This is a genomic window from Pseudomonas sp. ANT_H12B (genome assembly GCF_008369325.1).
Classification (GTDB): Bacteria; Pseudomonadota; Gammaproteobacteria; order Pseudomonadales; family Pseudomonadaceae; genus Aquipseudomonas.
Map to the genome: position 1 here is coordinate 161,057 of NZ_VOBI01000001.1, position 16,436 is coordinate 177,492.

At 59.7% G+C, this 16,436-nt stretch carries 12 protein-coding genes; 3 read left to right on the forward strand and 9 right to left on the reverse strand.

Annotation, left to right across the window (positions count from 1 at the left end; genetic code table 11):
- Positions 1-49: 49 nt before the first annotated feature.
- On the forward strand, positions 50-1,786 hold the full coding sequence (locus FQ185_RS00715) for an IlvD/Edd family dehydratase (RefSeq protein ID WP_149415766.1): 1,737 nt from the start codon (positions 50-52) through the stop codon (positions 1,784-1,786).
- Positions 1,787-1,965: 179 nt separating this feature from the next.
- Positions 1,966-2,685, forward strand: coding sequence for a FadR/GntR family transcriptional regulator (locus FQ185_RS00720; protein ID WP_149415767.1), 720 nt, complete (start codon positions 1,966-1,968; stop codon positions 2,683-2,685).
- Positions 2,686-2,859: 174 nt separating this feature from the next.
- Here FQ185_RS00720 and FQ185_RS00730 read toward each other — a convergent pair whose 3' ends face one another.
- From FQ185_RS00730 to FQ185_RS00775, 8 genes are all read right to left on the reverse strand, one after another.
- A complete protein-coding gene (locus FQ185_RS00730; protein ID WP_149415768.1) occupies positions 2,860-5,244 on the reverse strand; it encodes an RND family transporter in 2,385 nt (794 codons plus the stop codon).
- Positions 5,245-5,272: 28 nt separating this feature from the next.
- Positions 5,273-6,340 (reverse strand): YCF48-related protein, encoded by a 1,068-nt coding sequence (locus FQ185_RS00735; protein WP_149415769.1) that lies wholly within the window; start codon positions 6,338-6,340, stop codon positions 5,273-5,275.
- Positions 6,341-7,521: 1,181 nt separating this feature from the next.
- On the reverse strand, positions 7,522-10,179 hold the full coding sequence (pepN, locus tag FQ185_RS00750; RefSeq protein WP_149415770.1) for an aminopeptidase N: 2,658 nt from the start codon (positions 10,177-10,179) through the stop codon (positions 7,522-7,524).
- A 10-nt stretch (positions 10,180-10,189) separates the two neighbouring features.
- A complete protein-coding gene (locus tag FQ185_RS00755; RefSeq protein WP_149415771.1) occupies positions 10,190-11,020 on the reverse strand; it encodes a DUF2797 domain-containing protein in 831 nt (276 codons plus the stop codon).
- Positions 11,017-11,277 (reverse strand): YeaC family protein, encoded by a 261-nt coding sequence (locus FQ185_RS00760; protein WP_149415772.1) that lies wholly within the window; start codon positions 11,275-11,277, stop codon positions 11,017-11,019. The genes FQ185_RS00755 and FQ185_RS00760 overlap by 4 nt, the downstream gene beginning before the upstream one ends.
- Before the next feature lie 33 nt (positions 11,278-11,310).
- On the reverse strand, positions 11,311-12,180 hold the full coding sequence (locus FQ185_RS00765; RefSeq protein WP_149415773.1) for a rhomboid family intramembrane serine protease: 870 nt from the start codon (positions 12,178-12,180) through the stop codon (positions 11,311-11,313).
- Entirely contained in the window at positions 12,177-13,151 is a 975-nt protein-coding gene (locus FQ185_RS00770; protein WP_371926593.1) for a metallophosphoesterase, read from the reverse strand. The genes FQ185_RS00765 and FQ185_RS00770 overlap by 4 nt, the downstream gene beginning before the upstream one ends.
- Complete coding sequence (locus FQ185_RS00775; RefSeq protein WP_010459816.1) at positions 13,148-14,038, reverse strand: NAD(+) kinase; 891 nt, start codon at positions 14,036-14,038, stop codon at positions 13,148-13,150. The genes FQ185_RS00770 and FQ185_RS00775 overlap by 4 nt, the downstream gene beginning before the upstream one ends.
- A 112-nt stretch (positions 14,039-14,150) precedes the next feature.
- Here FQ185_RS00775 and FQ185_RS00780 point away from each other — a divergent pair, with 112 nt between their 5' ends.
- Positions 14,151-15,101 carry a DUF1853 family protein gene (locus FQ185_RS00780; protein ID WP_149415775.1) on the forward strand — a complete coding sequence of 317 codons (951 nt, stop codon included), beginning with the start codon at positions 14,151-14,153 and terminating at the stop codon, positions 15,099-15,101.
- Between the two features lie 35 nt (positions 15,102-15,136).
- Here the strand turns inward: FQ185_RS00780 and FQ185_RS00785 are convergent, their stop codons facing one another.
- Positions 15,137-16,420 (reverse strand): arsenic transporter, encoded by a 1,284-nt coding sequence (locus FQ185_RS00785; RefSeq protein WP_149415776.1) that lies wholly within the window; start codon positions 16,418-16,420, stop codon positions 15,137-15,139.
- Positions 16,421-16,436 lie beyond the last annotated feature (16 nt).

The following is a 16,436-nucleotide window of genomic DNA, read 5'->3' on the forward strand; positions in this document are numbered from 1 at the left end:
TGTTACGCTTCAGCTTGAACTATATAGTCTTACAATAAGAGAACCGATCATGTCTGATAAGAAACCCACCCTGCGCTCCGCCCAATGGTTTGGCACCGCCGACAAAAACGGCTTCATGTACCGCAGCTGGATGAAGAATCAGGGCATCGCCGACCACCAGTTCCATGGCAAGCCGATCATCGGCATTTGCAACACCTGGTCGGAACTGACCCCGTGCAACGCGCATTTCCGGCAAATTGCCGAGCACGTCAAACGCGGAGTGATCGAGGCAGGTGGCTGGCCGGTGGAATTCCCGGTGTTCTCCAACGGCGAATCCAACCTGCGCCCCACCGCCATGCTCACCCGAAATCTTGCGAGCATGGACGTCGAAGAAGCCATTCGCGGGAACCCGATTGATGGCGTGGTGCTGCTGACCGGTTGCGACAAAACCACCCCGGCATTGTTGATGGGTGCAGCCAGTTGCGACGTGCCGGCCATCGTCGTCACCGGCGGACCAATGCTCAACGGCAAACACAAGGGCCAGGACATCGGCTCGGGCACCGTGGTCTGGCAGCTCAGCGAACAGGTCAAGGCCGGCACCATCACCATCGACGATTTCCTCGCAGCCGAGGGCGGCATGTCCCGCTCGGCCGGCACCTGCAACACCATGGGCACCGCCTCGACCATGGCCTGCATGGCCGAAGCGCTGGGCACTTCCCTGCCCCACAACGCGGCGATTCCGGCGGTCGATGCTCGCCGCTATGTGTTGGCGCACATGTCCGGCATGCGTGCGGTAGAGATGGTTCGCGAAGACTTGAGACTGTCGAAAATCCTGACCAAGGAAGCCTTCGAAAACGCCATTCGGGTGAACGCGGCAATCGGCGGATCGACCAACGCGGTGATCCACTTGAAAGCCATTGCCGGACGCATCGGCGTGGAACTGGATCTGGACGACTGGACCCGCATAGGCCGCGGTATGCCGACCATCGTCGACCTGCAACCGTCCGGGCGCTTCCTGATGGAAGAGTTCTATTACGCCGGAGGCCTGCCAGCCGTGCTGCGTCGCCTCGGTGAAGCGAACCTGATTCCGCATCCGAATGCGCTGACCGTCAACGGCAAGACCCTCGGCGAGAACACCAAGGACGCGCCGATCTACGGCCAGGACGAAGTGATCCGCACCCTCGACAACCCGATCCGCGCTGACGGCGGCATTTGTGTATTGCGCGGCAATCTGGCCCCACTCGGTGCCGTGCTCAAGCCGTCCGCCGCCAGTGCCGAACTGATGCAGCACCGCGGGCGTGCGGTGGTGTTCGAGAACTTCGACATGTACAAGGCGCGAATCAACGATCCGGAACTGGATGTGGATGCCAACTCGATTCTGGTGATGAAAAACTGCGGGCCAAAGGGTTATCCGGGCATGGCCGAAGTCGGCAACATGGGCTTGCCGGCCAAGCTGCTGGCGCAAGGCGTGACCGACATGGTGCGTATTTCCGATGCACGCATGAGCGGCACGGCGTACGGCACGGTGGTCTTGCACGTGGCGCCGGAAGCGGCGGCCGGCGGGCCGTTGGCAGTGGTGCAGGAAGGCGACTTTATTGAGCTCGATTGCGCCAGCGGGCGTCTGCATCTGGACATTCCGGACGCTGAACTGGCGGCGCGCATGGCTGATCTGCAACCACCGCAAAACCTGATCGTGGGCGGATATCGTCAGCTCTACATCGACCACGTGCTGCAGGCGGATCAGGGCTGTGATTTCGACTTCCTGGTCGGCTGCCGCGGCTCCGAAGTGCCGCGTCACTCTCACTAACTCCTTCCCTCGAGCATTCCCACGCTCTGCGTGGGAATGCAGCCTGTGACGCTCCGCGTCACTTCCCCCGTGGGACGCAGAGCGTCCCTTGATGCATTCCCACGCAGAGCGTGGGAACGATCACCGCGCGCCTGCTATCATGCGCGGCACCTCCATCGCACAGGATCGCGCCGCTCCCCATGGATTACCGTAAACCCTCCGACCGCAAAAGCATGCACTCGCGCATCGTCCAGGAACTGGGCATGCAGATCGTCTCGGGACGCTTCAAGCCGGACGACAAACTGCCAGCCGAAGCCCTGTTGTGCGAGGAGTACGCGGTCAGCCGTCCGGTACTGCGCGAAGCCACCCGGGTCTTGGTTGCCAAGGGCCTGGTGTACTCCCGTCCGCGAGTCGGCACCGTGGTCAAACCGCGTCGGGAATGGCACATGCTCGACCCGGACGTGCTGCACTGGCTGATGCAAAGCAGCCCGCAGAATGAGTTCTTCAGTCTGCTGACCAGCGTGCGCAGCATCATCGAGCCGGCTGCCGCTGCGTTGGCCGCGCAGTTCGCCACCGACGAGGACATCGCCTCCATCGGCGAAGCCTACCAACGGATGGAAGCCGCAGCGACCCCCGAAGCGCTGTTGCAACCCGACCTGGATTTCCACAGCCGCATCGCCGATGCGACCCACAACGACCTGTTGGCCAACCTTTGCAACATGCTGTCGGTCGCGATTGCCGAAGCGTTGAAGCATTCCAACCAGCGGCCGAATCTGCATGAGCTGGCGTTGCCACGGCATAAGGCGATTCTGACGGCGATCGAGAACCGTGATGCCTTGGGTGCGCGGCATGCGACGTTGGTGCAGCTGGATGATGCGCGCAGTGCGTTGAACGTCGTGCTCGGTACTGATCCCTCCTGACCACCAAAGAAACCTGTGGAGCGGGCTTGCCCGCGATGGCGGCTTAACATTCAGTATTTGTATCGACTGACACTGCGTAATCGCGGGCAAGCCCGCTCCCACAGGTTTGGTGTAAACCTTTCAGGCATAAAAAAGCCGCAACCTCAGGTTGCGGCTTTTCTGTTCAGCCAGGGATCAGTGAGCAAACAACGAATTGCCCTTCTGCCCCGCCAGTTTCTCCGGTTTGATCAGGAACCGCGCCAGCGCTGGCAGCAGCCACAGTGCGCCGAACATGTTCCAGAGCAGCATGAAGGTCAGCATCAGGCCCATGTCGGCCTGGAACTTGATGGCCGAGAAGATCCAGGTGCACACGCCGATCGCCAGGCACAGACCGGTGAACAGCACGGCTTTACCGGTGGACTTCAGCGTCTGATAGTACGCCTCTTGCAGCGGCAGGCCGGCACGCAAGAAGCTTTCCAGACGGCTGTAAATGTAAATCCCGTAGTCCACACCAATCCCCACACCGAGCGCTACTACCGGCAGGGTCGCGACTTTCACGCCGATGCCCATGAAGGCCATCAGGGCGTTGCCGAGTACCGAGGTCAGCACCAGCGGCAGCACGATGCAAAAGGTCGCCGCCCAGGAACGGAAGGTGATCATACACATGGTTGCGACACAGATGTACACCAGGATCAGGATCGTCAGTTCAGATTCCTTGATCACTTCGTTGGTGGCCGCCTCGATCCCGGCGTTACCGGCCGCGAGGATGAATTCCAGGCCTTCCTTGTTGTTCTCCTTGGCAAAGTCCTGCACCGCATGGACGGCGCGATCCAGCGTTGCGGCCTTGTGATCGTTGAGGAACACCAGCACCGGTGCCAGGGAGCAACTGTTGTTGTACAGACCATCAGCCCGAGCGATGGAATTGTTCAGCACGTCCGGGTTGCGCGACAGGGTTTCCCACTTCAGGTTGCCTTCGTTCATGCCTTTGATCATCTGCTTGGACACGGTCACCAGAGAGATCGCCGACTGCACGCCCTCGGTGTTCTGCATCTTCCACATCAGCTCGTCGATCGGCGCCATGGCTTCGTAGCGCGAGCAACCTTCGGACTTGGTCTTGACCATCACCACCAACACGTCGGAACTGGTGGAGTAGTTGCTGATGATGAAGTTGTTGTCCTTGTTGTAACGCGAGTCCGGACGCAGTTCGGGCGCACCCTGGTCGAGGTCACCGATTTTCAGGTTCTGGCTGTACCAGAGGCCGCCGCCGAAGGCGATCAGTGCCAGGGCAATGGAAATCGGTGCAACTTTCGGGCTGGCAAAATTCGACAGCAGGCGCCAGAACGGGTGTTCGCGGTGTGCGTCTTTCTTGCTGCGCTCTACCGCTCGTTTGCTGATGCCGACGTAGGAAATCGCTACCGGCAGCAGGATCAGGTTGGTGAACACGATCACCGCCACGCCGATCGATGCGCCGATGGCCAGCTCACGAATCACGCCGATGTCGATGATCAGCAGCGTGATGAACCCCACCGCATCCGCAAGAATCGCGATCATCCCCGGCAGGAACAGTTGACGGAAAGTCCGCCGCGCGGCGGTCAGTGCGTTGTCGGCCTCACTGGACTGCAAGGCGATGCCGTTGATCTTTTGCACGCCGTGGGAAATACCGATGGCGAAGATCAGGAACGGTACCAGCATCGAGTAAGGATCGAGCCCGAAGCCGAAGAAGTGCATCAAGCCGAGTTGCCAGACCACCGCCACCAGCGTCGTACTCAACACCGCCACGGTACTGCGCATGCAGTTGGTGAACCAGTACAACAGAATCAAGGTAATGACGAAGGCGACGCCAAAGAACATCACCACCATGACCAGGCCATCGATCAGGTCGCCGACTTTCTTGGCGAAACCGACGATGTGGATTTGAACGTTAGGGTTCTGTTTTTCAAACTTGTCGCGGATCTTGTCTTCGAGTTCGTGGGAGAACTTGCGATAGTCCAAGGCCAGCAACTTGCCCTGGTCCTGCGGGTCTGGATAGGACTCCAGCAACGGGATGTCGACGATGCTTGACTTGAAGTCGTTGGACACCAGGCGCCCGACCTGACCGGACTTGAGCACGTTGTTGCGCAGCAGATCGAGGCTTTGCTGAGAGCCGTTGTAGCTCTGCGGAATCACTTCACCACCGGCGAAGCCCTCTTCCGTCACCTCGGTCCAGCGTACGCTCGGGCTCCACAGTGACTTGAGGCCGGAACGGTCGACGCCGGAGATATAAAACACCTCGTCGTTGATCTGACGCAGGGTTTCCATGTACTCCTTGGAGAAGATGTCACCGTCGGTGGCTTCCACCGAAATCCGCACGGTGTTGCCCAGGTTCGCCAGATCGTTGCGGTGCTCCATCATCTTTTGAATGAATGGGTGCTCGAGCGGGATCATTTTTTCGAAGCTGGTGGACGGCCGGATCAGCGTTGCCTGCCAGAACAGGAAAATACTCACCAACAGGCAGATCACGATCACTGCCGGGCGGTTGTTGAAAATCAGGCGTTCAAGAAACGTCGCCTTGTCTTGATGATGGCTGCTCAAGGATGTCATAGACCCGCCTTCTCATTATTTGCCCGGCTCATTTGGACGACCCGTTTTTTCCATTCTCTGCGCCGGTTGGCGACGTAACGCGAACGCCGCCCTGTCCTGCCAGAATCAGATTGCCGTTGCCCGCCGCCGTGACCGCCGAAACAGAAATGCGATCCGGGCGGTTGAACACGCTGAAGGTCTCACCGTTGTCGTTGCTGCGGATCACCGAGCCGCCGTTGCCGACGATCACGATGGAAGCGTCGTCGAGCAACGTCGCGCCGGACAGACCGAATTCCAGCGCGCCGCGAGCAGCCTTCAACTCAACCGGCTCCCAAGTGGTGCCAAAATCGGTAGAGCGAAACAGATTGCCCCGCAGCCCGTAGGCCAGCAGCGTGTTGGCCTGAGCGGTGCCGATCACGCCGAACAACGAACCTTGATAGGGGCCTTCAAGTTTCTCCCAGGTCTGCCCGCCATCGGCGGAACGGAACATGCTGCCCTGTTCGCCGACGATGAATAGTCCGGAGTCCTTGACCGCGGCAATGGCGTTGAGGTGGTACTGGTCTTCGTTATCGAGGCGATCGCTGACGTCTTCCCAATTCTTGCCACCGTCGGTGGTTGCCAGCAACGCGCCGTATGCGCCCACGGCAAAGCCGCTGTTGACGTCCTGGAACCAGACGTCGAGCAGCGGCGATTCACGTTTCAAATCTTCGAATTGCTTGGTCCAGGTGACGCCACCGTCCTCACTGGCGAGGATCTGCGCATCATGGCCGACGGCCCAACCGTGCTTGTCGTCGACAAAAAATACCGACGTCAGCAGTTGCCGGGTCGGTACCTTGGCCTGGGTCCAGGTTGCGCCCTGGTCATCGGAATACAAAATGTGCCCGCGATCCCCCACCGCCACCAGGCGCTCGCCTGCATGAACCACATCGAGCATCAGGCTTTTAGGGGCCTTGGCGGATTCAACGGAATAAACGATATCGGATGCCGGCGCGGCAGCGGCCAGCACAGGTGCCGACAACGCGGCACAGCCCAACAGCGAGAGCGCTGTAGCCAGCAACGCGAATTTGCGTAATGCCGGCGGGCGGCAAATACCCACACCCATGACAGGCTCACTCATAGACCTTCCCCCATTATTATTGTTAGGTCGTTCAACCTTTCTGGGCGCCATAAGGGGTACTCATTGCAATTGCCTGTTCTGGAGCATAGTCCTGAAATGCGCAATCTAGAGCCCCTTCGGAAGCTGGCTTATCCTATCGGGGTTTGGAAAGGTCTGACAATCGACGCCACGTTATGTTTTGTTAACCTGGGGGGTATGGGGTTTGGCTGAATGATTGGGTATTAGGTGGGGTGATTGGGGTTCGGGGTTCGGTGTACATATCCGTTTCTTTGGTAACGGCGGCTTATGGTTTCGCTCTTACAGCGAGTCACTTTCGAAAAGCGCGAAAGTAACCAAAGCGCTTTGCCCCTGACGTTCGGTGCCTCGCTGTGGCTCGGCATGCCCTCGCTCCGGTCCTGCTCCGTGGGCCCGCCGCCATCGGCCATCCATGGCCGGGGGCGGCTAACCCGGCATCCATGCCGGGTTGCCCACTGCGCAGAACCTCCACTCGGCCTCTCGAGGGGGCGTGCACCTCAAAAGCTGGCGAGGCGAGCTAACGCTCGACCTGTAGTTTGTGGGTATACCCAACCTGATCGTTCCCATACTCTGCGTGGGAATGCCGCCGGGGACGCTCCGCGTCCCGCTCTCGACGTAAGACTTAGCCCTGCGCACTGGTGACGCGGAGCGTCACGGAATGCATTCCCACGCAGAGCATGGGAACGATCAGTAAACTTGGTCGACCGTCAGGTCGCCTTCGCGACCAGGCTCACTCCCACAGAAAAGCACAAACAAAGCTGCGAACACCCGCCCTTCACCACTCATCAGGCCGAGCGTTAGCTCGCCTGCAGCTTCTGATCTTGATCCACCCGCCCCTTCGGGAGGCTGAGTGGAGGTGTTCATCTGGGGATTGGCGCGCAGCGCCGTTCGACGCAGTCGAACACATTGCATGTAGGTCGTAGCGAAGCAGACCGGAGGGTAATGCCCCAAGATGGATACCGGAACGAAGGAACGCCGAGCCCAAGCGAGGAGCCGGACGCTCGGGGCGAGCCTTTTTTTGCTTACTTTTTTTGGCGTTTGAAAAAAAGTGAGTCGCCGTAAGGGCGAAACCATAAGCCGCCGTTACCGCAGAAATGGATATGTACCCAGTCAACAAGAGCTTGGTCGGCCCGTAGGCCGCCAAGACAAAAAACACGACACCAACCTCAAGCCAGACTTTTGCTGACCACTTCAAACACATCGCTAGACAACTGACCCGAAGCACGAATCCGCTCCAACTCACCTTTCATCAACGCCTGACGAGCGTCGTCATACTTGCGCCAGCGAGTCAGCGGCGCCAACTGGCGAGAAGCGATCTGCGGATTAAACCCGTTCAACTCAATCACCAGATCCGCCAGGAAGCGATACCCCGAACCATCCGCCGCGTGGAAGTTGATCAGGTTCTGCCCGGCAAACGCGCCGACCAGTGCCCGCACCTTGTTCGGGTTCTTGATGTTGAACGTAGGATGTTCCATCAACGCCTTCACTCGTGCCAGACCACCCGGCAACACACTGCCCGCCTGAACACTGAACCACTGATCCATGACCAGCGGGTTGTCCTTGAAGTGCTCGGCAAAACTCGCCAGCGCCGTGGCCTTCTGCTCCTCGAACGGCGAGTTCACCAACACCGCCAAAGCTGTCAGGCGCTCGGTCATGTTGTCGCTGGTCTCGAACTGCTCAAGCGTCGCCGCCAACACTTCCGGTTTACCGCTGAGCATCAGGTACGACAATGCGATGTTCTGCAACGCACGACGAGCGAAATGCTCGGCCTCGGCCATGTACGGGGTTTTCTTCGACAAATCACGGTTAGCTTGATATCGCAGCCACAACGCTTCGAACAGATTGTCCGCCAGTTGCTTACGCGCAAACTCGCGAGCGATGTGAATGGCGTCTACGTCAGCCACTTCGCTGATTTCAGTCAGATACGCCTCGCCCGGCAGCGAAAGCATTTCCGCGACCATGGCCTGATCCAGCGTCTCATCGGACAGCACGGTGCGCAGAGCAGAAATCAGACGCTGATCCAGCACCAGAGCCTCGCCCTTCTGCTGCTGAGCGATCAACTCTTGCAGCACCTGCACCGACAATTGCTGACCGGCATCCCAGCGGTTGAAACCATCGCTGTCGTGCTGCATCAGGAACATCAGTTGGTCGCGGTTGTACGGGAAGCTCAGTTTCACTGGTGCCGAGAAACCGCGCAGCAACGAAGGCAGCGGTTGTTCAGCGATGTCGATGAAGATGAACGTCTGCTCGGCTTCGGTCACCGAAATGACCCGTGACGTGCCCTGAGCGCTGGCTTCACCGGAAAGACGCAACGCAATGGCCGCGCCTTTGGAGTCCAGCAGGCCTAATTCAACCGGGATCACGAACGGCAACTTCTCAACCTTGTCCGGGGTTGCCGGGCAGCTTTGACGGAACGTCAGGCTGTAGGTTTTCGCCGCCGCGTCGTAGGACTCGCTGACCGCCAAACGCGGTGTGCCGGCCTGGCTGTACCAGCGCTTGAACTGGGTCAGGTCGACACCGTTGGCGTCTTCCATGGCTTTGATGAAGTCGTCGCAGGTCACGGCCTGACCATCGTGGCGTTCGAAATACAGGTCGCTGCCTTTACGGAAGCCTTCGGCCCCGAGCAAGGTGTGGATCATTCCGACCACTTCCGAACCCTTTTCGTACACGGTCAGGGTGTAGAAGTTGGAGATCTCGATGAAGCTGTCCGGGCGTACGGCGTGGGCCATGGGACCAGCGTCTTCAGCGAACTGGTGGGTGCGCAGGTAAGCCACGTCCTGGATGCGCTTCACAGTCGCCGAATTCATGTCGGCGGAGAAAGCCGAATCACGGAACACGGTGAAGCCTTCCTTCAGCGACAACTGGAACCAGTCGCGGCAGGTCACGCGGTTGCCCGACCAGTTGTGGAAGTACTCGTGGGCAACAATCGCCTCGACCCGCTGGTGCGCGGCATCGGTCGCGGTTTCAGCGCGGGCCAGCACGGCGCTGGAGTTGAAGATGTTAAGGCCCTTGTTCTCCATGGCGCCCATGTTGAAGTCGTTGACCGCCACGATCATGAAGATGTCCAGATCGTACTCGCGACCGTAAACCTCTTCGTCCCAGCGCATGGACTTTTTCAGGCTGTTCATGGCGTGCTGGCACTTGTCGATGTTTTCCGGCTCGACATAAATGCGCAGTGCGACGGAGCGCTCGGTCATGGTGGTGAAGGTGTCTTCGACGCACCACAAATCACCGGCCACCAGCGCGAACAGATAAGCAGGTTTCTTGAACGGGTCTTCCCAGGTCGCCCAGTGCCGGCCGTCTTCGCCCGGACCCGAGGCAATCGGATTGCCGTTGGACAGCAGCACCGGATAGCTGTGTTGCTCGGCGACCACCGTGGTGGTGAACTTGCTCATCACGTCGGGGCGGTCGAGGTAATAGGTAATCTTGCGGAAGCCTTCGGCTTCGCACTGGGTGCAGAACATCGTGCCGGACTTGTACAGGCCTTCCAGCGCCGTGTTGGTTTCCGGGTGGATCCTGACGCTGGTGTCGACCGTGAAGGTGGTGCTGGTCGGGTGCAGGGTCAGGTGATTCTCGGTCACCTGGTAGTCGGCATCGCTCAGTTCGCGGTCGGCCAACGTCACCGACAGCAGGTCGAGTTGCTGACCGTCCAGCACCAGTGGTGGCAGGCCCGTGCCACGTTCAGGATTGCGGCGCATCACCAGTTGCGCATGGACCAGACTGTGGTCCTCGTACAACTCGAAGGTCAGGTGCGTCTCGTCGATCAGGTACTCGGGCGCCTGATAGTCTTTCAGGTAGATCATCTTCGGTTGTTCGGTGCGCATGCTGGAGTCCTTACTGATGCACGGCGAGCTGATAGGCCGTGTATTTACGAATGTTGATCACGCCGGTATCGAAGATCAGGTACTGGCCCTTGATCCCCAGCAGCGTGCCTTCGGCAATCGGGTTCTTGTCCAGATTGAAGCTGACAATCTTTGCCGGGTATTGCTCGATCGGATAGCGGATTTCTAGCGGTTCGACATCGGCAATGGTCTGGATCGCCTGCAAGCCGAATCGTTCCTGCAAGGTTTGCAGGCCCTCTGCACAACTGTCGAACAGTTGATCGCGAACTTCGGCAAGATTGACCGATACCGCGTCGCCCTTGAGTAAAGCACGCCAATTGGTCTTGTCAGCCACCTGGCTGCGGAACAGGTCTTCGACGAAGCCCGACTGCTGGCGGGTCGAGACACGCATGATCGGCAAGGCCTGACGGGCGCCTTGATCGATCCAGCGCGTCGGCAGCTGAGTGGCGCGGGTAATCCCGACTTTCACCCCTGAAGAGTTGGACAGATACACAATGTGATCGGTCATGCAGAACTTCTCGCCCCACGCCGGCTCACGGCAGGTGCCAGCGTCATAGTGGCAACGCTCCGGGCTCATGATGCAGATATCGCATTGGGCCAGTTTGGTCATGCACGGGTAGCAGTAACCCTGACTGAAACTGGTTTTGGTCTTGCGTCCGCAATGGGAGCAAAAGATCGCCCCAAGGTATTCCAGGCGAACCGTGCTGCCGATCAACGGATTGACCGGTACCTCGACGTCGCCCAGACGAAACGCGTACTGCACATTCGGCCCGTCAAGGCGCGCCGACATTTTGCTGATTGCACCGCGGCCAATCTCAATCAATGGACGGCATCCGACTTGAACAGGATGTTCGGCACTTCAATCGACTTGGAGCCGCACTCCTGCACGCCCATGTAACCGGTGCGCTGGTCTTCGGGCAGGTTCCGGATTTCCCAGGCGATCATCGCTTGCAGCGACAGTTCGCGTTGTTCGGCGGTGAGTTTGCCACCGTCGGACCATTTACCGATTTCCACCGCCAGTTTCAGGCTCTGGTAAATATCGGGGGTGATGTTTTGGATCATTTCGTTAAAAGAGGACATCAAGGGCTCCGCGATCTTCAATTCATAACTGTTTTAGACGGCCAGTTTACGGCGGTTGTACAAACCGCCCAACAAACCGGTCAAGCATCCGACGAGCAACCCGCCGACGTGCGCCGCGTTGGCAATTTCACCGAAGCCGATCATCGAGACCAACCCGGACAGGCACAGCACCAGCCACACCAGCATCATCACCAGCACGCCACGCGGCAGGCGATAAGCCGGGTTTGGCGACAAGATCTGGAAAATCCAGCAATGCCCGAGCAGGCCATACAGCACCCCGGACAACCCGCCAAACAAGGTCGGGCCGCTAAAATAATATTGGGCATAGTTGGAAACCAGGGCGAACAGCAACGTCAGGCCGATCAGGTTGATACTGCCTTGGCGCGACTCGATGCGCCGCCCCAGCTCCCAATACCACATGCCGTTCATGGCCAAGTGCAGGATGCCGAAATGGATCAGCATAGGCGTCACCAGACGCCACCACTGCCCCGCCGCCAGGCTGTCGGCCAACGGCACGAAGTGGATGTACTCGCCGACGACGCGAAAATCGAGGAAGGTCAGCCAGCGCATCGTGTCGAGGTTTTCGCCCAACAGCGTTACTGCACCGACGATCAGGCTCAGCAGCAACACCAAAGCAGTCGCCTTGGCGTGACTCAGTTGCTCGACGAAACCGGGACGCTTCATGGTTTGCGCAACCGGAATGTCCAGCTGCTGATCGGGATCACCGGCCGGGAAGCGCTCGTACAACGAACGAACGTCTTCGCTGATGTTGGCCGGCACCCAGAGCACCTGCTCACCCGCCTCTTCGCTGACCCGGTGCGGCACCTGCATGCGTTGCAGCAGTTTGACGAAACCGCTCAGGTCCACGGCCAATGGCAGGCGTAATACGGCGACGGTACTCATTGCAGCACCTCCGGGCGCTCGACATCGACCCAGACGAACTTGTTCGGATCGAGGCGGGTTTCCTGGTCCAGGCGATAGGCGACCAGTTTGCCGTATAGCACCGCGCTGTAATCCAGGCAGCCCAGGTTCGGGCGGATCGGCGCCGGCTTGCCGCTGCGCCAGTAATGCCCGACAAAGAGCAACGGCTCGTCGGCACCATAGCGCAGCAAGGTGGTTTTTTCCGAAGAGGACAGCGGCGTCCGGGCCACCGGATCAGGCAAGGCGTCAGGCTGGAACACAATGTCTCCGTAGGTTTGCGGGTCGTCTTCCCAGAACTTGGTGCGAAAGAACGACCGCGTCAGGCCATCGCCGCTTGTCATGGTCAAGCCATGGGGCAGGCGCATGTCAGTGCCGCGCAACAGCCGATCGAACACGGTGCAGGCGAAACTCCCGGGAACGGCCGAGGACTGGAGGAAATGCTCATCGACACAGCCGTCGGGGAACAGCGCCCGTACCGGCTCGATCAGGCCGGCGTCCCAACAGGCATGCACCACCCGGAAGCGCCCGGCATCGACGAACAGCGGCATCTCATAGAACCACTGCAGGAAGTCGTGCCAATCCGCGGGATGGTCCTCGAACTGGGTCAGGGTTTCGTGCAGCAATCGGGCATGGCGCGGGGTGTGTTCGCGCACGAACTGCTTGCCGCTGCCGGGCGGTGCCGGAGTGCTCCAGCCCAGGGCGTTGAATTCGTGATTACCCATGATGCACAGCGCCTGCCCCGCCTCGACCATGTCATGGACGATGTGCAGCGCTTCGCGAATTCGCGGGCCGCGGTCGATGATGTCACCGACGAACACCGCCATACGCGATGGATGTCGCCAGACGCCACCTTGTTTGTGATAACCGAGCCGGTCGAGCAAGTGCTCAAGGGTCAGAGCGCAACCGTGCACGTCACCGATCAGGTCGTAGCTACGCGCGGGATCGAGCATCAGTCGCCTCCACCACCCAACCGACTGCCCCAGCCGAGCTTGGTCCGGCAGACTTCATAGTAGTTGTGGTCGAGCGGGTGAATCAGCCGCAGCTTCTGGGCCTTTTTGCTGATGGTGATGGTGTCACCCGGCGCGCAGGTGAAATGGTTCTGCCCGTCACAGGAGACCTGAGGGTAAATCTGCATATCTTTGGACACGACGATTTTCAGCTCACTGTTGCCATCGACCACAATCGGCCTTCCCGACAAGGTATGGGGGTACATCGGCACAATCACAATAGCGTCGAGCTTGGGATGCATGATCGGGCCACCGGCAGAGAGCGCATAGGCCGTCGAACCGGTCGGCGTCGCGACGATCAGGCCGTCAGCCTTCTGGCTGCAGACGAACTGGCCATCGATGTACAGCTCGAACTCGATCATCCGCGTCGATTTGCCGGGGTGTAGCACCACGTCGTTCAGTGCATCGCCCTGGCCAATGGCCTCGGCGTGGCGGCGAACTTCGGCTTGCAGCAGGAAGCGGTTTTCCACCAGATAGTGGCCGTCAAGCACTTCGGCGACTTTGACTTCCAGTTCATCGGGGCGGATATCGGTCAGGAAGCCCAGGCTGCCACGGTTGATGCCGAGTACAGGAATATTGTGCCGGGCCAGCGCGCGTGCGGCGCCAAGCAGGCTGCCGTCACCGCCGACCACAATCACCATGTCACAGACTTCGCCGAGCATCTTGCGTGACGAGGTTTGCAGGCCATGACCCGGCAGCACTTCGGCGATGGTGTCTTCGAGGATCACGTGCAGGTGACGATCGAGCAGAAACCGTTTCAGTCGGCGGACGGTATCCAGCACCTGAGAACTGCCCAGGCGACCGATGATGCCGATATTACGAAATTGCTCCATGGGGCCCCTACGGTCAGCGACGGCGAAAAACACGATTATGGGCGAAAGCGCGGGATAGACAAAATCCTTTCAGCCACAACGGTGTACTCACTATTAAGGCTATGCTCGCAAGATGATCCTATTTCCAGATTTGCTCCAGTTGCCCCACCAGTTACGCCATCCCGAAGTGCGTGACCTGGCGTGGGTCATCCTCGCGCCGCCGATGCTCAGCCAAACCCCGTGGCCGCAGCGCCATCCGCTGGCCGGCAGTGACTGGGTAACGGCGCCGGAGCGGCTGGAACAATGGCTTCGGCAACTCGACCGCGACAGTTATGACTTGCTGCACTGGCTGGCCCAGGCCAGGACCCGGCGGCTGGGTTTGTACTATGAACGTCTATGGCAATACGCCGTGCGACACGCACCGGGTATCGAACTGATTGCCGCCAACATGCCGATTCGTCGAGCAGGCCACACTCTGGGCGAGCTGGACATGGTGCTGCGCGACTGCGATGGCGTGCATCATCTGGAACTGGCGATCAAGCTCTACCTCGGCCCGCAGAATGGCGACGGACAGGACACGGCGCAGTGGCTCGGCCCCGGCTGTCATGATCGGCTGGACCGCAAACTCGCGCACCTGACCCAGCATCAATTGCCGATTTCCGCGCGCCCGGAGAGCCGCGAAGTATTGGCGGCGCTGGATATCCAGCAGTTCAGTGCACATTTATGGCTGGGCGGCTACTTGCTGTATCCGTGGCCGGGGCTGTCCGCATCACCGGACGGCGCTCACCCGCAGCATTTGCGCGGTAGCTGGTTGCATCAAAAGGATTGGCCAGAGTTTGTCGTGCAACGTCCGGTCGGTCGCTGGCAGCCCCTGCCCCGCCACGCCTGGCTGGCGCCGGCGCACTATCCTGTCGAGCAAACCTGGAGCACTGAACAGCTGGAGGCGTGGCTGAGTGATCTGGAACCGCTGGCGCCGGCGCAATTGCTGGTGCGGCTGACCGAAAATGCCACTGGGGATTGGGAAGAAGCCGAGCGGCTATTTCTGGTGGCGGATCTTTGGCCGAATGTGCCGGGGCAGGGTTAAGTTTTTTGTGGTGACTGGACTGGCCCCATCGCGGTTCAGATGGACAACCGCACAGCCAAAGCAGCCAAAGTCGCCAACAAAACCGGCACCGTCAACACGATCCCGACCTTGAAGTAATACCCCCAGCCAATCCGGATATTCTTGCGCTGCAGCACATGCAACCACAGCAACGTCGCCAGACTTCCGATCGGTGTGATTTTCGGTCCCAGGTCGCTGCCGATGACGTTGGCATAAATCATCGCTTCCTTCACCACCCCCGTTGCCTGGCTGGCATCGATCGACAGCAGACCGATCAGCACCGTCGGCAGATTGTTCATCATCGATGACAACAGCGCCGTCAACACACCGGTGCCCATCGCCGCCCCCCAGACGCCGTAACCGGCAAACCCGTCGAGCCAGCCGGCCAGATACCCGGTGAGCCCGGCGTTGCGCAGGCCATAGACCACCAGGTACATGCCCAGCGAGAAGATCACGATTTGCCACGGTGCTTCTTTCATCACCTTGCGCGTGGAAATCTTGTGGCCACGCGCGGCGATGGCCAGCAGTAACGCCGCACACACCGCAGAAATGGCGCTGATCGGAATGCCCAGCGGCTCAAGGGCGAAGCAGCCGATCAACAGAATTACCAACACCGCCCAACCGGCATAAAACGTGGCCTTGTCATGGATTGCGGACTCTGGAGACTCAAGCTGTTCGGGGTCGTAATTCTTGGGAATGTCGCGTCGAAAAAACCACATCAGCATCGCCAACGTTGCCGCGACACTCACCAGGTTGACCGGGATCATCACCGCGGCGTAACGGTTGAAGCCGATGTTGAAGAAGTCCGCGGAAACAATGTTCACCAAATTCGACACCACCAACGGCAGGCTCGCGGTGTCGGCAATGAAACCGGCGCCCATGACAAACGCCAGCGTTGCCGCCGGGGAAAAGCGCAACGCCAGCAACATGGAAATCACGATGGGCGTGAGAATCAGCGCGGCGCCGTCATTGGCGAATAACGCCGAGACCAGCGCGCCGAGCAGCACCATATAAGCAAACAGTTTTCGCCCACTGCCCCGTCCCCAACGAGCGACATGCAGCGCCGCCCAGGCAAACAGCCCCGCTTCGTCCAGTAACAGGCTGATGATGATCAGCGCGATAAAGGTGCCGGTGGCGTTCCAGATGATCTGCCACACCAGTGGGATATCGCTCAGGTGCACCGCGCCGAAAATCAGCGCCAACACCGCGCCTAATACCGCGCTCCAGCCCACACCCAAGCCTTTGGGTTGCCAGATCACCAGGGTGATGGTCAGCAGGAAAATCAACGACGCGATCAGCATCCGCAGCAGCCTTCAA

Bases quoted from the DNA above. Each gene is read 5' to 3' on its own strand.
- FQ185_RS00715 (WP_149415766.1), top strand. From the start codon at position 50: ATGTCTGATAAGAAACCCACCCTGCGCTCCGCCCAATGGTTTGGCACC.
- FQ185_RS00720 (WP_149415767.1), top strand. From the start codon at position 1,966: ATGGATTACCGTAAACCCTCCGACCGCAAAAGCATGCACTCGCGCATC.
- FQ185_RS00730 (WP_149415768.1), bottom strand. From the start codon at position 5,244: ATGACATCCTTGAGCAGCCATCATCAAGACAAGGCGACGTTTCTTGAA.
- FQ185_RS00735 (WP_149415769.1), bottom strand. From the start codon at position 6,340: ATGAGTGAGCCTGTCATGGGTGTGGGTATTTGCCGCCCGCCGGCATTA.
- pepN (WP_149415770.1), bottom strand. From the start codon at position 10,179: ATGCGCACCGAACAACCGAAGATGATCTACCTGAAAGACTATCAGGCG.
- FQ185_RS00760 (WP_149415772.1), bottom strand. From the start codon at position 11,277: ATGTCCTCTTTTAACGAAATGATCCAAAACATCACCCCCGATATTTAC.
- FQ185_RS00765 (WP_149415773.1), bottom strand. From the start codon at position 12,180: ATGAGTACCGTCGCCGTATTACGCCTGCCATTGGCCGTGGACCTGAGC.
- FQ185_RS00775 (WP_010459816.1), bottom strand. From the start codon at position 14,038: ATGGAGCAATTTCGTAATATCGGCATCATCGGTCGCCTGGGCAGTTCT.
- FQ185_RS00780 (WP_149415775.1), top strand. From the start codon at position 14,151: ATGATCCTATTTCCAGATTTGCTCCAGTTGCCCCACCAGTTACGCCAT.
- FQ185_RS00785 (WP_149415776.1), bottom strand. From the start codon at position 16,420: ATGCTGATCGCGTCGTTGATTTTCCTGCTGACCATCACCCTGGTGATC.